We start from the raw sequence: 21,571 nt of genomic DNA, 5'->3' as shown, positions 1-21,571 counted from the left end.
CCTGATTTATTAGGAATAACAAACAATATTTATGAAGAAAGCTTTTAAAATTATTGGTATTACTTTACTTATCATCATCGCACTTTTAATAGCAATTCCATTTGCTTTTCAAGGACAAATAAAAGATATGGTAAAACGTTTTATCAATCAGAATTTAAATGCAAAGGTTGAGTTTAGCGATGTGAGTTTGAGTTTTATAAGAAGCTTTCCTCAAGCACATGTTAACGTAAACGATTTGGTAATTACCAATTTTGAACCTTTTAAGGATGAAACTTTTGCAACTGCTAAGGATATTTCGTTTACAATGGATGTTAATGAACTTTTTAAATCTGCCGATGAAGATGCCATTGTTGTAAATTCAATAAACATTGACGAAGCGCTTTTAACCTTAAAAACGAATAAATTAGGCAACAATAATTACGATATTACTAAGGAAAAAGAAAATCAAACCACTTCAGGAAGCGAAAGTAGTTTTGCATTTAATATTGAAGATTATAACATAAAAAATAGTGCCATTGCTTATATAGATGAAGGTGCAAATATTTCACTTTACGTTACTGAATTGAACCACGAAGGTCATGGTACGTTTTCTGCCGAAACTTCAGAATTAAACACTAAAAGTGTAGCCAATGTGAGTATGACGCTAGATGGCACTCAATATTTAAGCAGCAACCCTATTAAATTAGATGCTTTAATTGGGCTAGATTTAAATAATAACAAATACACTTTTAAAGAAAACAAAGGTTTTATAAACGATTTACCTTTAGAATTTGAGGGTTATATACAGCAACTTGAAAACGGACAGCAAATTGATATTTCGTTTGAAAATCCAGAATCAGACTTTAAAAATTTCTTAGCTGTAATTCCAAAAACATATTCTAAAAATATTGAGAATGTTGAAACCAGCGGCGATTTTAAAATAAAAGGATTGATAAAAGGACTAAGTTCAGAGGAAACCATTCCTAATCTTGATATTAGCATTACTTCAAATAATGCGGCTTTTAAATATCCAGACTTACCAAAACGTGTGAGTAATATTTCTATCAACACCAGTATTAAAAATGAAACTGGAAAAACTGACGACACTTATATAAAAATTAAAACACTAAATTTTAAAATTGATGATGATGTTTTTAAATCATCGGCTACTCTAAAAAACATCACTAAAAACATGTTGGTTAATGCAAAGGTTGATGGTGTTTTAAACCTTGCAAACATTACGAAAGCCTATCCTGTCGAATTAGAAAATGCACTTACAGGTATTTTAAAAGGTAAAATCAACACATCGTTTGACATGAATGCCATTGAAACTAACACTTACGAACGCATTAAAAACAATGGTTCAGCTAGTATTAGTGATTTTGTATTCTCTTCGGAAGATATTGTAAACCCAATTCATATTTCCGAGGCACAAATGACATTTAATCCAGGAACAGTTGCTCTTAATAATTTTAAGGCAAAAACAGGCGATAGCGATTTAAATGCCACAGGAACCATCAACAATTTACTAGGTTTTTTATTGAGTGACAACACGCTAAAAGGAAATTTCAATGTGAATTCCGACCTCTTTAAAGTGAGTGATTTTATGTCTGAAGACGAAACCAATTCACAAGACAACAAAACTTCAAGTAAAGAAGCGTCGTTAAAAATCCCCGCATTTTTAGATTGTACTATTAATGCCAACGCAAAAACGGTGGTTTATGATAATTTAAACTTAAAAGAAGTTACTGGAAAGTTATTGATTAAAGACCAAAAGGCAAAACTTCAAAACATGACATCCAATATTTTTGATGGTGCTTTATCTATCTCTGGAGATGTTTCAACTAAAGAAGATGTTCCAACTTTTAATTTGAATTTAGGTGCATCAGATTTTGATATTTCACAATCATTTAAAGATTTAAAATTGCTACAAAACTTAGCACCTATTGCAAAATTACTACAAGGAAAATTAAATACTAATTTGAATTTATCAGGATCTTTAGATAAAGAATTTTCTCCAGTTTTAAGCTCTGTTTCTGGCGATGCTTTAGCTGAATTATTGACTACAAAAATCAACACCGAAGACGGACTTTTAAGTAAACTAGAAAGCTCTTTAAACTTTATAGATTTTGACAAACTGGACTTAAAAGATATAAAAACCAAGCTAGATTTTGCCGATGGAAAGGTAGCCGTGAAGCCTTTTGACTTAAAATATAAAGATATAGATATTGAAATTTCTGGAGCTCACGGGTTCGATAAAACTATTGATTATAACGCCGTATTTAATGTACCTGCAAAATATTTGGGTAGCGAAATTAACCAGCTTATTGGAAAAATAAATGATGAAGAAGTTAATAATATTACTATTCCTGTAACCGCAAATATTACAGGTTTATTTACTAACCCTAATGTAAAAACCGACTTAACGAGTGGTGTTAAAAACTTAACCAATCAGTTAATTGAAATCCAGAAACAAAAACTACTCAATCAAGGTAAAGACAAGGTTAAAGATTTAATTGGCGATGTAATTGGTGGCAATAAAACCAAAACCGATTCTATTAAAAAAGAGCAAAACAATACGGTTAAAGATGTGCTAAATGAGATTATAAAATCTAAACCAAAAACCGATTCTACTCAAATTGATAGTACCACAAGTACCGAAAAAACCATAAAAAATGTTTTAGGTGGTTTATTAGGCAGAACTAAAAAAACCAAGGATACGGTTAAGTAATTACATTAGCTGACTTGATGCGTTAGGGATTGTAGAGGAAAGCCCACAGCCCGACGAAGGAGGTGCGAGGACTTGAAACGGAAAGCCCGACCCCTTTTCTGGGTAACGCCAAAAAAAATAAATTTACTTTTTGTTAGAAATTAGCTAAAAACTGATAAAAAACAGCATTTTTCACTCAAAAAAGACTTGTTTTCTTAAAAAATTGCCAATTTATTAGGTTTTCCCATTTTTTAGGCTAAGTTGTTAAGATGTTTAATTTCTAAACCTTTTTTTATACTATATGCGTCAACTAAAAATTACGAAACAAGTTACCAACCGTGAATCTAAATCCCTAGACAAATACCTACAAGACATTAGCAAAATAGAACTAATTACCGCCGAAGAAGAGGTGGAATTAGCACAACGTATTAAAAAAGGAGACCAAAAAGCTTTAGATAAACTCACAACTGCTAACCTACGTTTTGTAGTATCTGTGGCAAAACAATATCAAAATCAAGGTTTAAAATTACCCGATTTAATTAATGAAGGTAACGCTGGATTAGTAAAAGCAGCTAAACGTTTTGATGAAACAAGAGGTTTTAAGTTTATATCTTATGCTGTTTGGTGGATTCGCCAAGCTATTTTACAGGCTCTGGCGCAACAATCTAGAATTGTGAGATTGCCTTTGAATAAAATTGGCTCGATTAATAAAATTAATAAAGCCTATTCATATTTAGAACAAGAGCATGAGCGTGCACCAAGTGCCCAAGAAATTGCAAGAAATTTAGATTTAACAATAAGTGATGTTAAGCAATCTATGAAAATTTCGGGCAGACATGTGTCTATGGATGCGCCTTTTAAAGAAGGCGAAACATCAAACTTATATGATGTAGTAAGCTCTGATGAAGCGCCGAGGCCAGATGCTGAATTAATAAAAAACTCTTTGAATATTGAAGTTAATAGAGTTTTGGATACATTATCTGAGAAAGAAGCTGAAGTGATTCGTCATTATTTTGGTATAAGCGTAAGGCATCCTAAAAGTCTTCAAGAAATTGGAGATGCATTTGGTTTAACCCGCGAACGTGTTAGACAGATTAGAGAAAAAGGTATTAGAAAACTGCGCCATACTTCGAAAAATAAAGTTTTAAAAACTTATTTAGGGTAATCTTTAAACAAAGCGTGTAATTAATTTGGTTTTTCTAATAAAAAAACTGAAATTTGCATCCCTTTTTAAGGAAAATTTAGAAAACGAAATAATAAAGTATATATGTTAAAGATTATTGTTAAAGATGGTGAAAACATCGAGAGAGCTTTAAAACGCTACAAAAGAAAGCATAGAAATATTAAAGTAATGCAAAACTTGAGAGAGGGACAATTTTTTACTAAACCTTCTGTAAAAAGACGTCGTGAAGTTCAAAAGGCTGCTTATATACAAAACTTAAGAGATCAAGAGGATATATAAATCTTTAATTACCTTATATATGAATCCCATTTACATTTTGTGAATGGGATTTTTTATTTGTACAAATTAATATTTAACAACTTTATTCTCAAACTTAAATTTCATAAATTGGTATTGATTAAATAATGACCATTATATACAATCAAGCTTTTTTTAATAAACATAAGTTTGGCTTTTTAGTTTTAAATGGAAGCAAATTCTTATCAAAAATATTCAGAAATAGATCCTTCGAAAGCGTTTTCGGATTATATAGCATCATATTTTCAATCAATTAATACATCAAATTCTCCTCAAGAATTCACTATCTGTCCCGATGGTTATTTCAAATTAATTATTCAATTACTTGACGGGAAAATTGTAGCCTACTTTTTAACTGGTATTTGGGCTAAAGAAATTGATATTATAATACAGCCTAGAGTTATTACTTATGCTATTAGATTCAAAATAATTGCGCCTGAGTATATTTTAAAAAGAGAGGTAAGCTCTTTGTTAAACACAATTGAACAACTAGATACTGATTACCTAAATATAAATCAAGTAGAATTTTCAAGTTTTCCAAAAATTGTGAACCAACTTGAAAATATTTTAGAAGAAAAAATTCCAAACGAACAAGATATCAAGACCAATAGACTGAGACTAAGTCAATTTCTCTACAGCCATTATGAAGATATAAAAGCAAGTGAAGTAGCAGACCAAATCTTTTGGTCTCAGAGAGAAATCAACAGATATTTAAGTAAATATATTGGTGTTTCATTAAAAAAGTATCTTAATATTCAGAAGTGTTACAGAGCCTATTTCCAAATTAGAGATGGAGATTTTTTTCCAGAAAAAGGTTTTTTTGACCAAGCACATTTTATTCGAGAAGTAAAAAAACATACTGGCAAAACGCCTACACAATTATACCAAGGACAAAATGACCAATTTATACAATTGAAAAACATGAAGCGAAAGTAAGTTTGTAAAAAACTTATTTTATGCGAATTCTAAAACAGGAAATTTATTTTCCAATCATTATTGGTATTCATTTTATTTTTTGGGCTATAGATTTATACTTTTATACTGGCTCATTTAAAGAAGTATCATCTGATACTTTATTTTTTGGAACTCTAACCGATGTTACTTGGAAAAACCCTCATCGCATTCTTGGGGAAGTATTTTCATCATGGGTAGTAACTGTGTTTGCCTTCAATTTTCTTATGGCTACAAGAGCTAGATGGGTTGAAAACATATTTGGAGGACTGGATAAAATGTACCTTATTCACAGAAGATCTGGTGTAATAGCAGTATTTCTTCTTCTAGCACATTTTATAGTAGTACCAAGAGATTTGATAGCATTTAATGCTGGAAAACCTTTAGGGTTTTATGCTTTTATTCTAATAATCATTGGTGTCATTTTATCTGCAGCCCCGATTTTTAAAAAAGAAAATCCCTTACAATAAATGGATAAGTTTCCACTAAACTTATGGGCGTATTTTACGCTATGGGTGTTATTCATGGTATTCTTGTTGATAGCTTAATTAAAGAATTACCTATCACAAGAATTTACGTTTTTGGCATGGCTTTCATTGGCATAATTGCATGGGTATACAGAGCGTTTTTATTCAATATTTTTAATAAAAAATTAGATTACTCAATCAATAACATCACCAAATTAGGGAAGAATACTGTAGAAGTTATAATGTCTGCAAACAATAATTCTTTAAACTACAAAGCTGGTCAGTTTGCGTTTTTCGCTTTTCCTTCAGTCAACAAAAGAGAGCAACACCCTTTTACTCTTAGCAGTCATCCTCATGATGAAAATCTAAGAGTTACAATTAAAGGTTTAGGTGATTACACAAACAATTTATCTTCAAAATTATCTATTGGAGATACTGTAAAAGTAGAAGGACCTTATGGGAAATTTTCAAGTGCATATTCAAAAGAAAAAGATCAAGTTTGGATTGCAGGTGGTATTGGCATCACACCTTTTTTATCATTAATAAAAGATTATTACACTAATAAAGTTACGTTGTATTGGTGCGTAAATAAAAAAGAAGAAGCATATTACAGTAAGGCTTTAGAAGCTGTAATTAAAAAAACCCACTTTTTGAATTTGTGCTTTGGGACTCCGGAAACAAAGGACACTTGTCTGTAGACAACATGAGTTTAAGAGAACCTAAAAGCAAGTCGTATCTCATTTGCGGCCCAGAAACTCTAAAAAAGAATATCACAAAACAACTTAAAGCAGAAGGCGTAAAACAAGAAAACATCTATGATGAAGAATTTGCCTTTAGATAAACAATATTTATAACTAATACAATGAAAGAAGAAAACTTTAACCCACTTATAAACGCAGTAGTTTCCATTAGACATTTAGCCATATCGGCATCCAATAATTGGACTGCTATGAACTCTAAAGGAAGTATTATTAAAAATGATATTGATGATGCATCAAATTTGATACATAAGTATGGGTCTGAAAAAACAAAAAACGATTGGCAACATGAAATTGATGATTTTACTAAAAACCTAAATCAATTAAAAACTATTATGGCTTCTGCTATTTCAAAAATAAAGCAAAAAAGTGCGGATAGTTTATCTAAAGATTGGATGGAATATCCTCAATACGCAGCTGGAATAGAGCATAGCTTCAAAAATCTTGAAACAATAGGCTTGTCCGTTTTACCAGAAAATGAAACATCAAAATGGTTAGAAAAATGGGCAAATATTAACAAAGCACATCATCAAATTAAAAGCGAGGCAGATGCCTGTAGTATCCATTTACAACTAATCGAGGAAAATAAACCAGAGGAGATAGATGAGTTAACGGCAACCATTTTAAAACATATTCCTATGAAATATTCTATTGGTGATGCTGAAAAATATACCAATGAATATATGAAAGCTTATGAAGCTATAAAGCGTGAAGCATCACAAAAGAAAAATCTTTGGGATAAATTTCTTGATATTCTCGCAGGAGGCACACAGCAAACTCCCTCACAACGTGTCATGATGCAACGTTGGGTAAACGGAGAAAAAGGAGATAACACACTATAAACTAACTAATACACTATTATGAATAAAATAAATTATTTATTATTAAGCGGATTATCGCTACTTGCTGCAGGTGCTACCCTTTTATTTTCTGAAAGTATCGGTATTGGTACATCAAAAATTCTTGTACCAGTTTCTTTCGTCTCAGGAAGCTTATTTGCATTCCTGTTTTCACAGGCTAATAAACAACATAAAATTGCCAATCAGTTTCATTTATTACAAAGCTTAGGTCTATTGGTATTTGGTGTTTTAATTGCTATGGTTCCAAAAAATCTTGAATCATTTTTAAACTTCACAACCTATTTTATAATGGCTTATGGCTTATTTGAAATCATGTTTGCTTTTGCTGTATTAAACAGTAATGTTGGTATAAACAGAAGTATTTTATTTGTACGATTAGCAACAGGGTTATTTAATCTATTGGGAGGTTTTATTCTAATTATTACTTTATCTGAAGATATTAAAACCGCATTAACCGTTGCAGGATGCTTAATTGTTATTGGTGGTTTGGGTTTTATTTGGTTTGCGAATAAAATGAAAAAATAGGCTATTTAAAACAAAAGCATATAATTATGAAGCTAAGAAAGGGTTTAAGTTTTATTCAAGAAATAGGCACAATAATGTATGTTGGAGGTATTTTATCTCACATTGTTATTGGCATATTATTTAAAGGCGCAGATGTTGAAGTCATCCATAATGTCTATGTGTATAAAGAACAAAGTGCATACATATTAATTCTTCCTGGTTTAGCTATAAAGATTATTTCTGATGTAATTTTATTTTTAGTTATAAGGAAAAACCAAATTGGTTGAAAATTAAGTTTTTGGCAGTAGCTTTTTTGGCAATTAATGCTTTTATATTTTTAGTTCCAATGATGCCTGAATTAGTAGGATTAGCAAAAAACTCAATTCCTAAAGGCAAATTAAGTGACCTATTTATAGAGAGAGAACACACAGAACAATTTATAGGACAACTAAATGTTATTCCTTTAATTTTGGAGTTGGCATTAGGTTCTTTTAAACCTAAGATTGGCAAAAACTAAAAAACCTCTTCATTGATGCTGTTTTAATTCGCAGTTATAAACCCCTTCTTACAAAAGCTACTTAAGAGATCAAGAGGATATATAAATCTTTAATTACCTTATAAATAAATCCCATTTGCATTTTTTGTGAATGGGATTTTTTATTTTTTAATCTTTATTTTTTTAACCACTTTTTTCGCTCTCGCTTACTCATTTCAGTCTGAATAATACTTGCATCACTAAATGTTGTGTAGGCTTCTCTATCACGTAGATTCATCAATCCGGACCCATCTGAATTCACACAAAACATTGGCTCTACATATGCGTATAAATGAACTTGATTACTATAAGTTTCTTTACTTCGATCATTAAAATTATAATCTCTAACAATCTCATCAAGATAATAAATAGATAATCGTATTTGACTGTTTTTTCTTTATCATAGGTTCCAGCCAAAGCCAATGGTGTTGAGGGAAAAACAACATCGCCAACTTCAACTATAAAGCTACCTTTTTTCAATACACTATAACTAGCAATTGTACCGTCGTCGTGTTCAATTAAAATGGAACTCACTTTATTTCGATAACCATATTCTAATTGTTCGTCTGTTTCTTCCTTTGCATCATCTTTTACTCTTATTACAACTCCCTTTCTTACTGCGCAAACCGTATCATTTAGCTGTGTTAAAAACTGGTAAGATGCCCAATTTTTAGGATCAGTATTTCCTAAACGCTTACCTAAATAACTAAGCTTTCTAACTTTAACTTCTTTCCCTTTTTTAAAAGGTAATACATATTTGAACTTAAAATCTGGCTTAGCATCAATATCTCCAAGAATAGACCGAGAGGAATAAGAAAAATTAATATTTTCATTGGTTTTTACAGGTAGCAACGTAACCATTTCGCCTCCGTAACCTTTAATAGTTTTTTTGACAACATCACTTGACGCATTTGATAATTGCTTGAATTTCAATATCGCAAAAACAGAACCTGGAGTTTCTTTAAAATAAGAAAATGTAACAGACTTATCTTCATTTCTTTCATATGTAACACCTTGTGTTGCAGTTTGAGAATAGCTAGAGTTAAAACATAAAACGAAGAACAATAAATAAGCTGAAAATTTCATAAATTAAATTGTAAATAATAGTTTACAATGATACTAAAAATCATTTTCAAATAGAAACTGTAAGTTTTTAGTTTTTTTCACAACAAAACATTTATGATTGTAATTTATTTACTTTTAGGAGTTGTGACTGCTATACTTAGCGCTCTTCCATTAGGAGCTTCAAATATTGCAGTAATTAACACCACGCTAAAACAAAATGCAAAACAAGCTTTTAAAATTGTAATTACAGCTGGTTTTGCAGAAGTAATATTATCTTATTATGCTTTAGATTGTAATCAAATTATCCAAGATTTTTTTAATGATAATTTATGGGTGCAAACTGTTATAGTAGCAATTCTCTTTTTGGCTGGATTATATTTATTTTTCAAAAAACAACCTGAAACTAAATCTAAAAAACTAAAATTATCTCAGTCTAAATATGCCACAGGATTTATACTTGGTATTGTAAATCCGCCTGTTTTAATTTATTGGGTAATTGCTTTTGGTGTTTTGCATAATAATGATATTATGTTGTCTTTAAAATCTTCTGCTTCAGTACTATTTCTCTTTTTTCTTGGTGTTTATTTAGGTAAGGTAATAACGCTATACTTTTACAGTAAACTAAGTTTGATAATTAAAAACAAAGTAAAGAATATATCTTTAGTAGTTAATAAAGTAACTGGTGTTTTGCTAATAGTAATTGGTTTTGCTCAAGCTGCAAAACTGTATTTTGTTTAGTTCACAGAGATATTTAAAACCAAACCTTCATTAGCACGAACATTAAAAACAGTTTCGTCTTCAAAAATAAGATACTGCCCTTTTAGACCAACTAACTTACCTGTGTAAGATTGTTCTTTTTTAATATTTAAGCTTTTTGGCTTTTCAGGATACTTATTTACTGGAAAATCTAAATTGGTTTCAGTATTGTTTTCAATAAAATATTCTGATACTTCATCTGGAATATAAGATTTCAATTTCTCTCGCCATTCTAAAAGATTTTCATCTTGAATATCATTTTTAAGCATACTTCGCCAGTTGGTTTTATCTGCTACATGATTTTTTAAAGCAACCTCGGTTATACCTGCTAAATACCTATTTGGGACCTCAACAATTTCAATAGCTTCGTGTGCACCTTGATCTATCCAACGTGTAGGCACTTGACTTTTTCTGGTTACTCCTACCTTCACATTACTAGAATTTGCTAAATACACAATATGCGGTTGTAGTTGCGCGCGTTTCTCATATTCTAAATCCCTGTCTTCTTTTCCTAAATGCGCTGTACTTAATTCTGGACGCATAATCCAATCTCCAGTCCGAGCAGTTTCATAAAAACATTGTTTATCAAAACCTTGACGGTAAATTGGTTTATCTAATCCACAGTTTAAACATTGAAATTTCACAAATTGCATGGTAATATTTTTGTTCAAAAGCTGATTCATGTTTATGAAATCATTTTCAAATATCAAATAATATTGAATTGGAATCGCTAATTCCGTTTGCATTTTAGTTAGTACACCTTGGTAGGTCATATAAAAAAAAGTGTTATTTTTAAAACCTTAAAGATAGCATAAATATGCCAATTCCCTTAGTGAATTCTATTGCATCCTGGTTCTTAAAGAAGCGATTTCATCAAATCGAATTGTTTCTTAAATACCCAAATGAAGTTCAAAATGAGCTCTTAATGAGCTTGATAGATTTTGCAAAACATACGGAAATAGGCAAACAATATGATTTTGCATCAATTAAAAATTACAAAACATTTTCAGAACGCATTCCTATTAAGAATTATGATGGTTGGCAAGATACTATTGAGCGTTCCAGAAGAGGTGAAAACAATATTTTTGGCCTACACCAATTAAATGGTTTGCAAAATCCAGCGGTACAACACGTGCAAAAAGTAAATTTATACCAGTAAGTGAAGAGTCTCTTGAAGATTGCCATTATGCAGCAAGTAAAGATTTATTGTGCATGTATTTAAACAATAATGAAGATTCTCAATTATTCACAGGTAAAAGTTTGCGTTTAGGTGGTAGTAAAGAATTGTACAAAGAAAACGGAACTATTTTTGGAGATTTATCTGCTATTTTAATTGACAATATGCCATTTTGGGCGGAATATAGTAGTACACCAAGTAATAAAGTCTCATTAATGAGCGATTGGGAACACAAAATGCAAGCTATTGTAAATGAAACTATAAATGAAAATGTTACAAGCTTAGCTGGAGTACCTTCTTGGATGTTAGTGTTATTAAATAACGTGTTGGAAACTACAGATAAACATAACCTACATGATATTTGGCCAAATTTAGAAGTCTACTTTCATGGTGGCGTTAGTTTTGTACCTTATAAAGATCAGTATAAAAAGATACTTCCTAAAAAAGATTTCAAATATTATGAAACTTATAATGCTTCGGAAGGTTTTTTTGCAATTCAAGATCAGAACAATTCTAGCGAATTGTTATTAATGCTAGATTACGGCATCTTTTACGAGTTTATCCCTATGGATATATATGCATCTTCAAATGAAAAAGCCATTCCATTAAGCGAAGTACAACTTAATAAGAATTATGCAGTTATAATTACTACTAACGCTGGTTTATGGCGTTATAAAGTTGGTGATACAATTCGATTTACCTCGTTGAATCCATATCGCATTAAAATAACAGGAAGAACAAAACATCATATTAATGTGTTTGGTGAAGAGCTTATTATAGAAAATGCTGAAAATGCATTAAAAAAAGTCTGTAAACGCACCAAGGCCGAAATAGTAGACTTTACAGCTGCTCCTATTTTTATGGAGGGTAAAGAAAAAGGCGCGCATGAATGGTTGATAGAATTTAAAACCCCTCCAAAAGACATCAACTATTTTAATGAGTTGTTTGACAATGCTCTAAAAGCATCAAATTCAGATTATGAAGCGAAACGTTACAATAATATCACATTAAATAAACCAACAATACATATGGCACGTCCCCAATTATTTCATGATTGGTTAAAACAAAATGACAAATTAGGCGGACAACATAAAGTGCCAAGGCTCTCTAATACGAGAGATTATCTAGATGATTTATTGAAATTGAATTCTTAATATTTCCATAACAAAACACTTCATTTTTACCCACTAAATATTTCAAAAAATATCGGTAAATAGATTAACTGTAAATTTATTTTGGCTTTAAACGAGTAAATCGCCCTGTTATCTAAAAGCTCAAAAACCGTTTGTTAGAAACATATGGTAAGTATATTTTTAACATCGAAATCAAAAAACAATCACAAAAAATCCTATATTAATTAATATATCCTTCAAAAAGATACCACGCCCATTAAGCGTGGTTTTTTTATATCCAAAATCTATTATCTTTACTGAAAAGTTGAATTATGTTACCATTAAAAAAACACTTTTTAATCACAATAGCAATATCTGTATTATCGTTTTGCGGAAACGCTCAACAAAATGATTTTTGGAAAAATGTACGATATGGAGGCGGTTTAGGTCTAAATTTGGGTAATGGTTTTTTTGGAGCAACTATAGCACCTAGCGCTATTTATGAATTTAACGACCAATTTGCTCTAGGACTTGGATTAAATGCAACATTCAATAACCAAAAAGATGTTTACAAAACTACCGTTTTGGGTGGTAGCTTAATAGGGTTATTTAATGTAATTCCAGAAATACAATTATCTGCAGAATTTGAACAACTTAATGTTAGCCGAAGGTATGACATTAAAGTAAACGCTCCAGATGACAAATATTGGACGCCAGCTTTATTTCTTGGTGCCGGTTACCGAAGTGGAAACGTTACTTTCGGGATTCGCTATAATGTAATACATGATGATGAAAAAAGTATTTATATAGATCCGTGGGTACCTTTTGTTAGGTTCTTTTTCTAAGAATATTTATTTTTGAACCAAACCTTTTGCCATTCGCGCTTTAGAATTAAAAACGAAACTTCTTCTGATAATTTTACAACATCATTACCATCTAAAGCTTTTACTTGTTTTTCTGAAACATCAATAATGTAAAGTAAATTTAGATATTCCATAAACTTTTCTTGAATCAACTTAAAGACGGTTTCGTGAAGTAACAATTTCAGGCTTGACGGTAAAACCTCTTCGTGAAAGTCCAAATCAATATTAGCCAAAAGAAAGTCTTTATTAAGTTGAAGAATTAATTTTCTGTATAAATCTAATTGATTGGCTTCTTCAATTAAACTATCAAAAGTATTTGGTAATTGCATCAAACAGTTCTGTTCATTAAGTTATTACCAAACGCTTTTAAAAGGTCTTTTTTATCCTCAGAAATATTTAAAGATTCCAAACCTAAAAAAGCTTTAGCTGTGTAATCTTTTATAGCTTGTTTTGTAGCATCAGCAGAACCTGTAGAAACGAAAAACTGTTTTGCAACCTCAATTTTGGTAGCCACATCATCTGGGTCTGAATTGAATAATTGAATCAATTCAAGTTTATCAGCTTCATTTGAAAACTCTAACGCTTTTAAATACAAATACGTTTTTTTATTCTCAATAATATCACCTCCAACTTGTTTACCAAATGTTTTAGGGTCTCCAAAAGCATCCAAATAATCATCTTGTAATTGGAAAGCAATCCCTAAATTCCTTCCAAACTCATAAATACCATTTTGGTCTTCCTCTGAAGCATTCGCAACAATAGCACCCATTTTCATAGCAGCACCAACCAAAACAGCCGTTTTATATTCAATCATTTTTAAATACTCAGGAATTGTTACATCATTTCGAGTTTCAAAATCCACATCATATTGTTGCCCCTCGCAAACCTCTAATGCCGTTTTACTAAATAATTTAGCCAATGCTTGAAATGTATCAGCATCATAATTCTCAAAAAGTTGATATGCCATAATTAACATGGCATCACCAGAGAGAATTCCCGTATTTATATCCCATTTTTCATGAACTGTTTGTTCGCCACGTCTTAATGGTGCATCGTCCATGATATCATCATGAACTAAAGAAAAATTATGAAAAACCTCAATACTCAAAGCAGCATTAAGCGCCTTTTTATAATCACCATTAAATATATCAGCGGTCATTAAAGTTAAAACAGGTCGCAAGCGTTTCCCTCCTAATCCCAATATGTAATCAATGGGAGCATAAAGGTTTTTCGGCTCTTTAATTGTAGCGTAATCTTGTAAATAAGAAATAAATTGGTCTTGGTATTTTTCTATTGAAAGCATCAAACAAAAATAGGCTAATTCATCATAATTTAAAACTCGAATATAAAGGATATGTTAAATAACTATTAAAACTAAGGAAACTTTTTTTGTTTTTAAAGTTTCCTAAACTATATTTGCACCGAATTATGAGAGAAAAAATCATACATAAATCTGCAGAATTATTTCTAACACTTGGTTTTAAAAGCGTTACAATGGATGATATAGCTCAAGAAATGGGCATATCAAAAAAAACTATTTACGTTCATTTTGCTAATAAAACCAAATTGGTAGAAGCAGTTACTTTCGAGTTGTTTGACACAATTTGTGAAGGTATTGATGATATTTGCGAAGCTTCAAACAACCCAATTGAGGAATTATACGATATCAAAATGTTTGTGATGCACAATTTGAAAAACGAAAAATCGTCGCCACAATTTCAGCTTAAAAAATACTATCCACAAATTCATGATGTATTAAAATTTAAACAATTTGAAAAGATGCATGATTCTGTTAAGGAAAGTCTTCAAAAAGGTGTTGACACTAAATTATTTAGACCGAATATTAATATTGATTTCATCTCCAGAATGTATTTCAACGGTATGATGGGTATAAAGGATGATGCAATATTCCCTAAAGAAGTTTACACCATGGATTACCTCATGGAAAGTTATTTAGAGTACCACTTAAGAGCCATTGTTACGGATAATGGACTAAACATATTAAACAAATTTATAACATCAAATCAATCATAAAATGAAACACAAACTAATTATATATTTTGGTTTATTAATCTCTATTAGTGTGTTTGCTCAAGAAACACCGCATAATTTTTCGCTACGAGAAGCGATAAATTTCGCCTTAGAGAATAACAGAAATATAAAAATTTCCGATTTAAACATCTTGGCTGCAAAACATCAAGTTTGGGAAACTACAGCGCGAGGTTTACCGCAAATTAGTGGAGCGGTAGATTATTCTATTTATTTAAAAAGACCTTCTTTTGAGATGGGTAGTTCAGAGCCCAATCCAGAACCAGAAATGGAGCAATTTAACTTATTTGATGTTTTCTTCCCTAAACACAACTTAACCCCATCAATAACTTTAAATCAACTAATTTTTGATGGCGGTTACATAGTAGGCTTACAATCTAACAAAGTGTTTTTGGAAATTTCGCAAAACGCTAAAGACAAAACTGTAAATGAAGTTGAAAATCAAATGGTTAAAGCTTACAACAATGCGCTACTAACCAAAGAAAGTATAGAAATCACAAAAAATAATATTGCAGTTTTACAATCTAATTTAGAAGAAACAACCAAAATTTTTGAAAATGGCTTAACTGAAGAAGAAGACGTTGAACAATTACAATTAACACTATCTAGTTTAGAAATAAATCTAAAAAACCTAGAGACACTTTATGATATTTCTGAGGGTTATGTGAAAATCCTTTTGGGTATTGATCCAAATGCTCCAATTACATTAACAGACTCTCTTGATGATTTAATTGCTGAAAATATTTCTCTAGAATTAATAGCTAATGACCATTCCGTAACCAATAACATCGATTATAAAATTGCTGCAAATGAAGCAGTAAGCAAAGGCCTAGAATATAAACTTGAAAAGTCTGAACAGTTACCAAAAATTAATGCTTTTCTAACATCAAACTATTTAGGTTTTGGAGATTCGTTTTCAAATTATTTTAGAAGAGAACAGGATTGGCTATTTACTACGCAAGGAGGCGTGAGTATCAGATTTCCAATTTTCTCCTCTTTTGGAGGTAAAGCTAAACGCGAGAAGGCAAAAGTTGAATGGGATATCGCAAAAAACAAACTCATTGTAGAAGAAAATCAATTAAAACTAGAATTCAAAAATGCTAAAAACGAATATAATTTAGCGATTGAAACCTATGCTAACAAACAAAAAAACTTAGCACTAGCTGAAAAAATCGAAAAGAAAAACACCATAAAGTATAAAGAAGGAATTGCGAGTAGCTTTGATTTAAGACAAGCCCAAATGCAATTATATGGGAGTCAACAAGAATATTTACAGTCTATTATAGACGTTATCAATAAAAAAGCAAATCTTAAAAACTTATTAAATATTAAATAACAACCACAATGAAATATATATACCTCACATTAATTAGCGCCCTAGTATTGACTTCATGTGGCGGAGACAAAAACAAATCAGTTGAAGATATTATTGCTTCAAATGATTTAGAATTAATAAGACAGAAGAAAACGGAACTAGATGCTAAAGCTCAAGAAATTTCAGCACAGCTTAAACAATTAGAAAAAGAAATAAAGACTTTAGATCCTCAGGAAAAAATCCCTTTAATCACAACTATTACAGCCAAAGAAGGTGTTTTTAATCACTTTGTAGAATTACAAGGTAACGTAAGCACAAAACAGAATGTGGTAATTACTGCAGAATATGGTGGTATTTTAAGTAAAGTATACGTTAAAGAAGGTCAAAAAGTACGTAAAGGACAAACACTAGCTAAAATTGATGATGGAGGCTTAAGTCAGCAATTGGCACAAGTAAAAATTCAAACCGAATTAGCTAAAACTACTTTTGAACGCCAAGCACGTCTTTGGAAACAAAAAATAGGGAGCGAAATTCAATATTTACAAGCAAAATCTACATATGAAGCGCAACAACAAGCGGTAAATCAATTACAACAACAAGTTGGCAAAACATTAGTTCGCGCCCCATTTTCTGGAACTGTAGATGATGTTATTACAGAACAAGGTAGTGTAGTTGCACCTGGGCAATCTCAATTATTTAGAATCGTGAATTTAGATGATATGTACATTGAAACTAATGTTCCAGAAGCATACGTTTCAGAAATAGTTCCTGGTAAATCTGTAAAAGTAAATTTTCCCGTATTGGGTAAAGAAGTTGATGCTAAGGTACGTCAAGCAGGAAACTTTATTAATCCAGCAAACCGAACTTTTAAAGTTGAAGTTGCACTACCTAAAAAAGGCATTACTGTTAAGCCTAATCTTACTGCAAAACTCAAGATTAACGATTATACTAACAATTCAGCTATTTTAATACCTCAAAGTATTATTTCCGAGAATGCCGAAGGCGAACAATACGTGTATACGATTTCGGATAAGGCTGACAAAAAAGCTAAAGCAAAACGTGCCATTATAGAAACTGGTAAAACACAAGGCGACGATATCGAAGTCCTTTCTGGAATCAAAAACGGAGATGAAATTATTGATGAAGGTGCACGTAGTGTAAAAGACGGGCAGGATGTAAAAATCCTTGCAGTTGAATAGACTTGTCATTCCTGTAAATGACAGGAATCTATTAATCAAAATATAAAAAGTGGATTCCTGCTTTGGCAGGAATGACAAAAAAAACACAACCAATCATGACAAAAGATAAAAAGAAAAAAAGGTAGACAAAGAATTTATTCTATCATCTTGGGCTATTAACAACAAAACTACCATGTACGTTTTAATAGCACTTATTTTGGTATTAGGGGCTGGTGCTTATTTTAGTATGCCTCGAGAAAACTTTCCAGAAATTAAAGAAACTAAAATCTACATTAGCTCTGTATATCCTGGTAATACTGCCGAAGATATTGAAAAGCTAATTACCGACCCGATAGAAGACAAACTCAAAACAGTAAGTAATGTTTTTGAAATCACATCAACATCACAAGAAGATTATTCTATTGTTGTTGTAGAATTTGATGAGAATATTTCGGTTGAAGCTGCAAAACAAAAGGTTAAAGACGAAGTAGATTCTGAAACTTCTGGCGAAGATTGGCCTACGTTTAATGGCGCAAAAGTTGAACCAAATATTTTTGATTTAAGTATGTCGGAAGAAATCCCAATACTTAATATTAATATTTCTGGAGATTATCCAATTGACAAACTGAAGGAGTTTGGCGAATATTTAGAAGATGAAATTGAAGGGCTTCAAGAAATAAAGCAAGTAGATATTCGTGGCGCACAAGAAAAGGAAGTTGAAGTAGCTGTTGATATTTATAAAATGATGGCTGCACAAGTGAGTTTTGATGACATCATCAACACTATAAGCAGAGAAAATATGACCATGTCTGCTGGTAATTTAATAAGTAGCGGGCAACGTCGTACCATTCGTATTCTAGGAGAAATTGAAAACCCTAAAGAGCTGGAAAGCTTTGTGGTAAAATCAGAAAAAGGGAATTCAATTTATTTAAGAGACGTTGCAAAAGTCACTTTTAAAGATGAAGACAAAACCACATATGCCAGAGAGTTTGGACATCCTGTAGTAATGCTAGATGTAAAAAAGCGCGCAGGTAAAAACATGGTTGCAGCTGCAGAACAAATTCAAAAAATTAAAGATGATGCTGTAGCAAATGTATTTCCTCCTGATTTAACCGTTACAATTGCTAACGATCAATCCTCAAAAACCATTGGTCAAGTTGATGATTTAGTCAATAATATCATCTTCGGAATTATTCTCGTCGTAACCGTTTTAATGTTCTTTCTAGGATTTAAAAACGCTTTATTTGTCGGGTTTGCCATTCCTATGTCTATGTTTATGTCGTTGATGATATTGAACTACATGGGGTATACCATGAATACTATGATTCTCTTCGGATTAATTATGGGACTTGGTATGCTTGTAGATAACGGAATTGTTGTTGTAGAAAACGTATATCGTTTAATGTCTGATGAAGGCATGAGCCGGATTGAAGCCGCTAAAAAAGGTATTGGAGAAATTGCATTTCCCATAATCATTTCAACTTTAACAACTGTAGCAGCGTTTGTTCCATTAGGTTTATGGCCAGGAGTTATGGGACAGTTTATGATTTACTTCCCAATAACATTATCTGTTGTTTTAGGTTCTTCATTATTTGTTGCCATCTTTTTCAATTCGGTTTTGGTATCTCAATACATGACAATTGAAGATAAAGAAATGCCATATAAGAATATCATCAAGCTTTCAGCAATCATAGGAGGTATTGGATTATTAATTTTAATTTTCGGAGGAACTGCTCGTGGATTAGGTAGTGTCATGATTTTTTCAATCATCTTACTTTGGGCGTATCGTTTGTTCCTAAGAAATTGGGCTAATGGTTTTCAAAATAAAATCTTACCAAAATGGGAACGTTTTTATGAAAAAACACTTCGTAAAGCGCTAAGTGGTAGAAAACCTGCGCTAATTACTATTGGTACTTTTGTATTACTTATTGTAGCTTTTATGGGCTTTGGTGCTTCTGTTGGAAGTCAGCGTACAAAAGTGGAGTTCTTTCCAGATAATACGCCAAATCAAATTATAGTTTATATAGAATATCCTGAAGGTACAGATATTAAAAAAACCAATGCTATTACGAAGGATATTGAAGAGCGTGTTTATAAAATCATAAATGATGAAGCCTACATGAATGGCGACTTCAATTTCTTAACTGAAAGTGCTGTTTCTCAAGTTGGAGAAGGAGCAGGAAACCCTCAAACAGATGGTGGTTCTGCTGCTGAAATGCCGCATCGTGGAAAAATTACTGCTACCATGCGAGAGTACAAATTTAGAGATGGCGCCGATAGCAACGTCCTGCTGAAAAAAGTTCAGGAAGATTTAAAAGGTATTTATCCTGGTGTAGCCATTTCAGTTGAAAAAGATGCTGTTGGACCTCCTGCAGGTTATCCTATTAACTTAGAATTAAAAGGAGAAGATTATTCTGAGTTGATTGCTACTGCCGAAAAAATGCGCGATTACATCAACACTAAAAATATACAAGGTATTGATGAGTTAAAGATTGATGTCAATAAATCTAAACCATCAATGCAAGTAGTGGTTGATAGAAAAAAAGCTGGAGAATTAGGTGTGACTTCTGGACAAGTGGGGCAACAATTGCGTAATTCAATTTTTGGTGCAAAAGCAGGCATTTATAAAAAAAATGGCGAAGATTACGACATTTATGTTCGGTTTAATGAAGAAAACCGCTATAACACAAGTGCACTTTTCAATCAGAGAATTACATTTAGAGATATGGCTTCTGGACAAATTAAAGAAATTCCAGTCTCTACTGTAGCAAAACAAACTAATAATTCTGGTTTTAGTGCTATAAAACATAAAGAAGTAAAGCGTGTTGTAACTCTATACTCTGCTTTAGCTCCCGGCTTTACAGATGCAGCTGCAATTGTCTCTAAAATTCAGAATGAAATGAAAGGTTTTACGGAAAAACCAGATGGTGTTAAAATCAATTACACAGGTCAAATTGAAGAACAGACTAAGCAAATGAAATTCTTAATGGGAGCATTCTTTACAGGTTTAGGCTTAATTTTCTTCATATTGATATTCCAATTTAATTCGGTTTCAAAACCAGGAATAATCATGTTGGCAATTTTCCTGAGTTTAATTGGAGTATTTGGAGGTATCGTTCTAACAGGAAGCGCCTTTGTGATTATGATGACCATGATGGGAATTATTTCCCTCGCAGGAATTGTAGTAAACAACGGTGTAGTATTACTCGATTACACCCAACTTTTAATTGATAGAAGAAAAGTAAAACTAGATTTAGAGGACGATCAATATTTATTAAGAGAAGACTTAATCGAAGCCATCGTAAAAGGCGGAAAAGCACGTTTACGCCCAGTATTGCTAACTGCAATTACCACCATTTTAGGATTAATTCCGTTAGCAACAGGTTTAAATATTAATTTCTTTACCTTATTTAGTGAGTTTGACGCTAATATTTATGTTGGTGGAGATAACGTAATTTTCTGGGGACCACTAGCATGGACAGTTATTTACGGTTTGTTTATTGCTACGTTTTTAACATTGATAGTAGTTCCTATTTTATTCTACTTAATAACGAAATTAAAAATGAATCTCTATAAAAACAGAGTTACAGATAAAAGCCTTGTTACAGAAGAACAAACGTTTAACATGGATAAAAGGATTCAAGAAGCCTAAATTCCAATACGATTTTTTAATTGTTTGACTAATTCAATTAATAGCAAGAAAGAGCCACTAATTTATTGTGGCTCTTTTCATTTTAATCTTATTTAAAGTAACAGTTTCCCTCCTAGCAAGGAAGGATTAAGGGAGGTGTAAAAATTAATCCATTGTGGTA

At 31.6% G+C, this 21,571-nt stretch carries 21 protein-coding genes and 1 pseudogene; 18 read left to right on the top strand and 4 right to left on the bottom strand.

All coding sequences use genetic code 11. The annotated features are described in order from the left end of the window. The first annotated feature begins 31 nt into the window (after window positions 1-31). The 11 genes from AC0L5U_RS16635 (at window position 32) to AC0L5U_RS16585 (ending at window position 8,226) form a co-directional block, all read left to right on the top strand. A complete protein-coding gene (locus AC0L5U_RS16635; RefSeq protein WP_473417580.1) occupies window positions 32-2,710 on the top strand; it encodes an AsmA family protein in 2,679 nt (892 codons plus the stop codon). Window positions 2,711-2,990: 280 nt separating this feature from the next. Beyond that, window positions 2,991-3,854, top strand: coding sequence for a sigma-70 family RNA polymerase sigma factor (locus tag AC0L5U_RS16630; RefSeq protein WP_473417579.1), 864 nt, complete (start codon window positions 2,991-2,993; stop codon window positions 3,852-3,854). A 102-nt stretch (window positions 3,855-3,956) separates the two neighbouring features. Then, a complete protein-coding gene (gene rpsU / locus AC0L5U_RS16625; RefSeq protein ID WP_147765495.1) occupies window positions 3,957-4,151 on the top strand; it encodes a 30S ribosomal protein S21 in 195 nt (64 codons plus the stop codon). Between the two features lie 186 nt (window positions 4,152-4,337). Continuing rightward, entirely contained in the window at window positions 4,338-5,105 is a 768-nt protein-coding gene (locus AC0L5U_RS16620; RefSeq protein ID WP_473417578.1) for a helix-turn-helix domain-containing protein, read from the top strand. Between the two features lie 20 nt (window positions 5,106-5,125). After that, window positions 5,126-5,590, top strand: coding sequence for a hypothetical protein (locus AC0L5U_RS16615; RefSeq protein WP_473417576.1), 465 nt, complete (start codon window positions 5,126-5,128; stop codon window positions 5,588-5,590). Between the two features lie 23 nt (window positions 5,591-5,613). Then, window positions 5,614-6,285 (top strand): FAD-binding oxidoreductase, encoded by a 672-nt coding sequence (locus AC0L5U_RS16610; protein ID WP_473417575.1) that lies wholly within the window; start codon window positions 5,614-5,616, stop codon window positions 6,283-6,285. Then, a complete protein-coding gene (locus tag AC0L5U_RS16605; protein ID WP_473417574.1) occupies window positions 6,276-6,428 on the top strand; it encodes a hypothetical protein in 153 nt (50 codons plus the stop codon). The genes AC0L5U_RS16610 and AC0L5U_RS16605 overlap by 10 nt, the downstream gene beginning before the upstream one ends. A gap of 21 nt (window positions 6,429-6,449) precedes the next feature. Further along, complete coding sequence (locus AC0L5U_RS16600; protein ID WP_473417573.1) at window positions 6,450-7,187, top strand: hypothetical protein; 738 nt, start codon at window positions 6,450-6,452, stop codon at window positions 7,185-7,187. 18 nt (window positions 7,188-7,205) lie between these two features. Continuing rightward, window positions 7,206-7,730 (top strand): hypothetical protein, encoded by a 525-nt coding sequence (locus tag AC0L5U_RS16595; protein WP_473417572.1) that lies wholly within the window; start codon window positions 7,206-7,208, stop codon window positions 7,728-7,730. A 26-nt stretch (window positions 7,731-7,756) separates the two neighbouring features. Next, window positions 7,757-7,996: a hypothetical protein gene (locus AC0L5U_RS16590; protein ID WP_473417571.1), complete on the top strand. Its 240-nt coding sequence runs from the start codon at window positions 7,757-7,759 to the stop codon at window positions 7,994-7,996. Beyond that, window positions 7,993-8,226: a hypothetical protein gene (locus AC0L5U_RS16585; protein WP_473417570.1), complete on the top strand. Its 234-nt coding sequence runs from the start codon at window positions 7,993-7,995 to the stop codon at window positions 8,224-8,226. Before AC0L5U_RS16590 ends, AC0L5U_RS16585 begins: the two co-directional genes overlap by 4 nt. Before the next feature lie 294 nt (window positions 8,227-8,520). Here AC0L5U_RS16585 and AC0L5U_RS16580 read toward each other — a convergent pair whose 3' ends face one another. Continuing rightward, a complete protein-coding gene (locus AC0L5U_RS16580; RefSeq protein WP_473417569.1) occupies window positions 8,521-9,330 on the bottom strand; it encodes a hypothetical protein in 810 nt (269 codons plus the stop codon). 93 nt (window positions 9,331-9,423) lie between these two features. Here AC0L5U_RS16580 and AC0L5U_RS16575 point away from each other — a divergent pair, with 93 nt between their 5' ends. Beyond that, entirely contained in the window at window positions 9,424-10,047 is a 624-nt protein-coding gene (locus tag AC0L5U_RS16575; protein WP_473417568.1) for a LysE family transporter, read from the top strand. Here the strand turns inward: AC0L5U_RS16575 and AC0L5U_RS16570 are convergent. After that, window positions 10,044-10,838, bottom strand: coding sequence for a DUF2797 domain-containing protein (locus AC0L5U_RS16570; protein ID WP_473417567.1), 795 nt, complete (start codon window positions 10,836-10,838; stop codon window positions 10,044-10,046). The genes AC0L5U_RS16575 and AC0L5U_RS16570 overlap by 4 nt on opposite strands. 44 nt (window positions 10,839-10,882) lie before the next feature. Between AC0L5U_RS16570 and AC0L5U_RS16565 the strand changes: the two are divergent. Then, a pseudogene (locus tag AC0L5U_RS16565) lies at window positions 10,883-12,396 on the top strand (GH3 auxin-responsive promoter family protein). A 290-nt stretch (window positions 12,397-12,686) separates the two neighbouring features. Next, window positions 12,687-13,199 carry an alpha-ketoglutarate decarboxylase gene (locus AC0L5U_RS16560; RefSeq protein ID WP_473417566.1) on the top strand — a complete coding sequence of 171 codons (513 nt, stop codon included), beginning with the start codon at window positions 12,687-12,689 and terminating at the stop codon, window positions 13,197-13,199. Here the strand turns inward: AC0L5U_RS16560 and AC0L5U_RS16555 are convergent. Both AC0L5U_RS16555 and AC0L5U_RS16550 read right to left on the bottom strand, forming a co-directional pair. Continuing rightward, window positions 13,196-13,546, bottom strand: coding sequence for a hypothetical protein (locus AC0L5U_RS16555; RefSeq protein WP_473417565.1), 351 nt, complete (start codon window positions 13,544-13,546; stop codon window positions 13,196-13,198). The two genes, AC0L5U_RS16560 and AC0L5U_RS16555, sit on opposite strands and share 4 nt — an antisense overlap. Then, entirely contained in the window at window positions 13,546-14,520 is a 975-nt protein-coding gene (locus AC0L5U_RS16550; RefSeq protein WP_473418319.1) for a polyprenyl synthetase family protein, read from the bottom strand. The genes AC0L5U_RS16555 and AC0L5U_RS16550 overlap by 1 nt, the downstream gene beginning before the upstream one ends. 125 nt (window positions 14,521-14,645) lie before the next feature. Between AC0L5U_RS16550 and AC0L5U_RS16545 the strand changes: the two genes are divergently transcribed. The 4 genes from AC0L5U_RS16545 (at window position 14,646) to AC0L5U_RS16530 (ending at window position 21,411) form a co-directional block, all read left to right on the top strand. Beyond that, on the top strand, window positions 14,646-15,251 hold the full coding sequence (locus AC0L5U_RS16545) for a TetR/AcrR family transcriptional regulator (RefSeq protein ID WP_473417564.1): 606 nt from the start codon (window positions 14,646-14,648) through the stop codon (window positions 15,249-15,251). A gap of 1 nt (window position 15,252) precedes the next feature. Further along, on the top strand, window positions 15,253-16,602 hold the full coding sequence (locus tag AC0L5U_RS16540; protein ID WP_473417563.1) for a TolC family protein: 1,350 nt from the start codon (window positions 15,253-15,255) through the stop codon (window positions 16,600-16,602). A gap of 8 nt (window positions 16,603-16,610) precedes the next feature. Next, the gene (locus AC0L5U_RS16535) at window positions 16,611-17,780 is read left to right on the top strand and encodes an efflux RND transporter periplasmic adaptor subunit (protein WP_473417562.1); all 1,170 of its coding nucleotides are present in this window, start codon (window positions 16,611-16,613) and stop codon (window positions 17,778-17,780) included. A gap of 172 nt (window positions 17,781-17,952) precedes the next feature. Next, on the top strand, window positions 17,953-21,411 hold the full coding sequence (locus AC0L5U_RS16530; RefSeq protein ID WP_473417561.1) for an efflux RND transporter permease subunit: 3,459 nt from the start codon (window positions 17,953-17,955) through the stop codon (window positions 21,409-21,411). Window positions 21,412-21,571: the final 160 nt, after the last annotated feature.

It is taken from the genome of Jejuia sp. G7-7, assembly GCF_055808955.1.
Note: the sequence above shows the minus strand (reverse complement) of the source record. Positions and strands in the feature narration are given on the sequence as shown.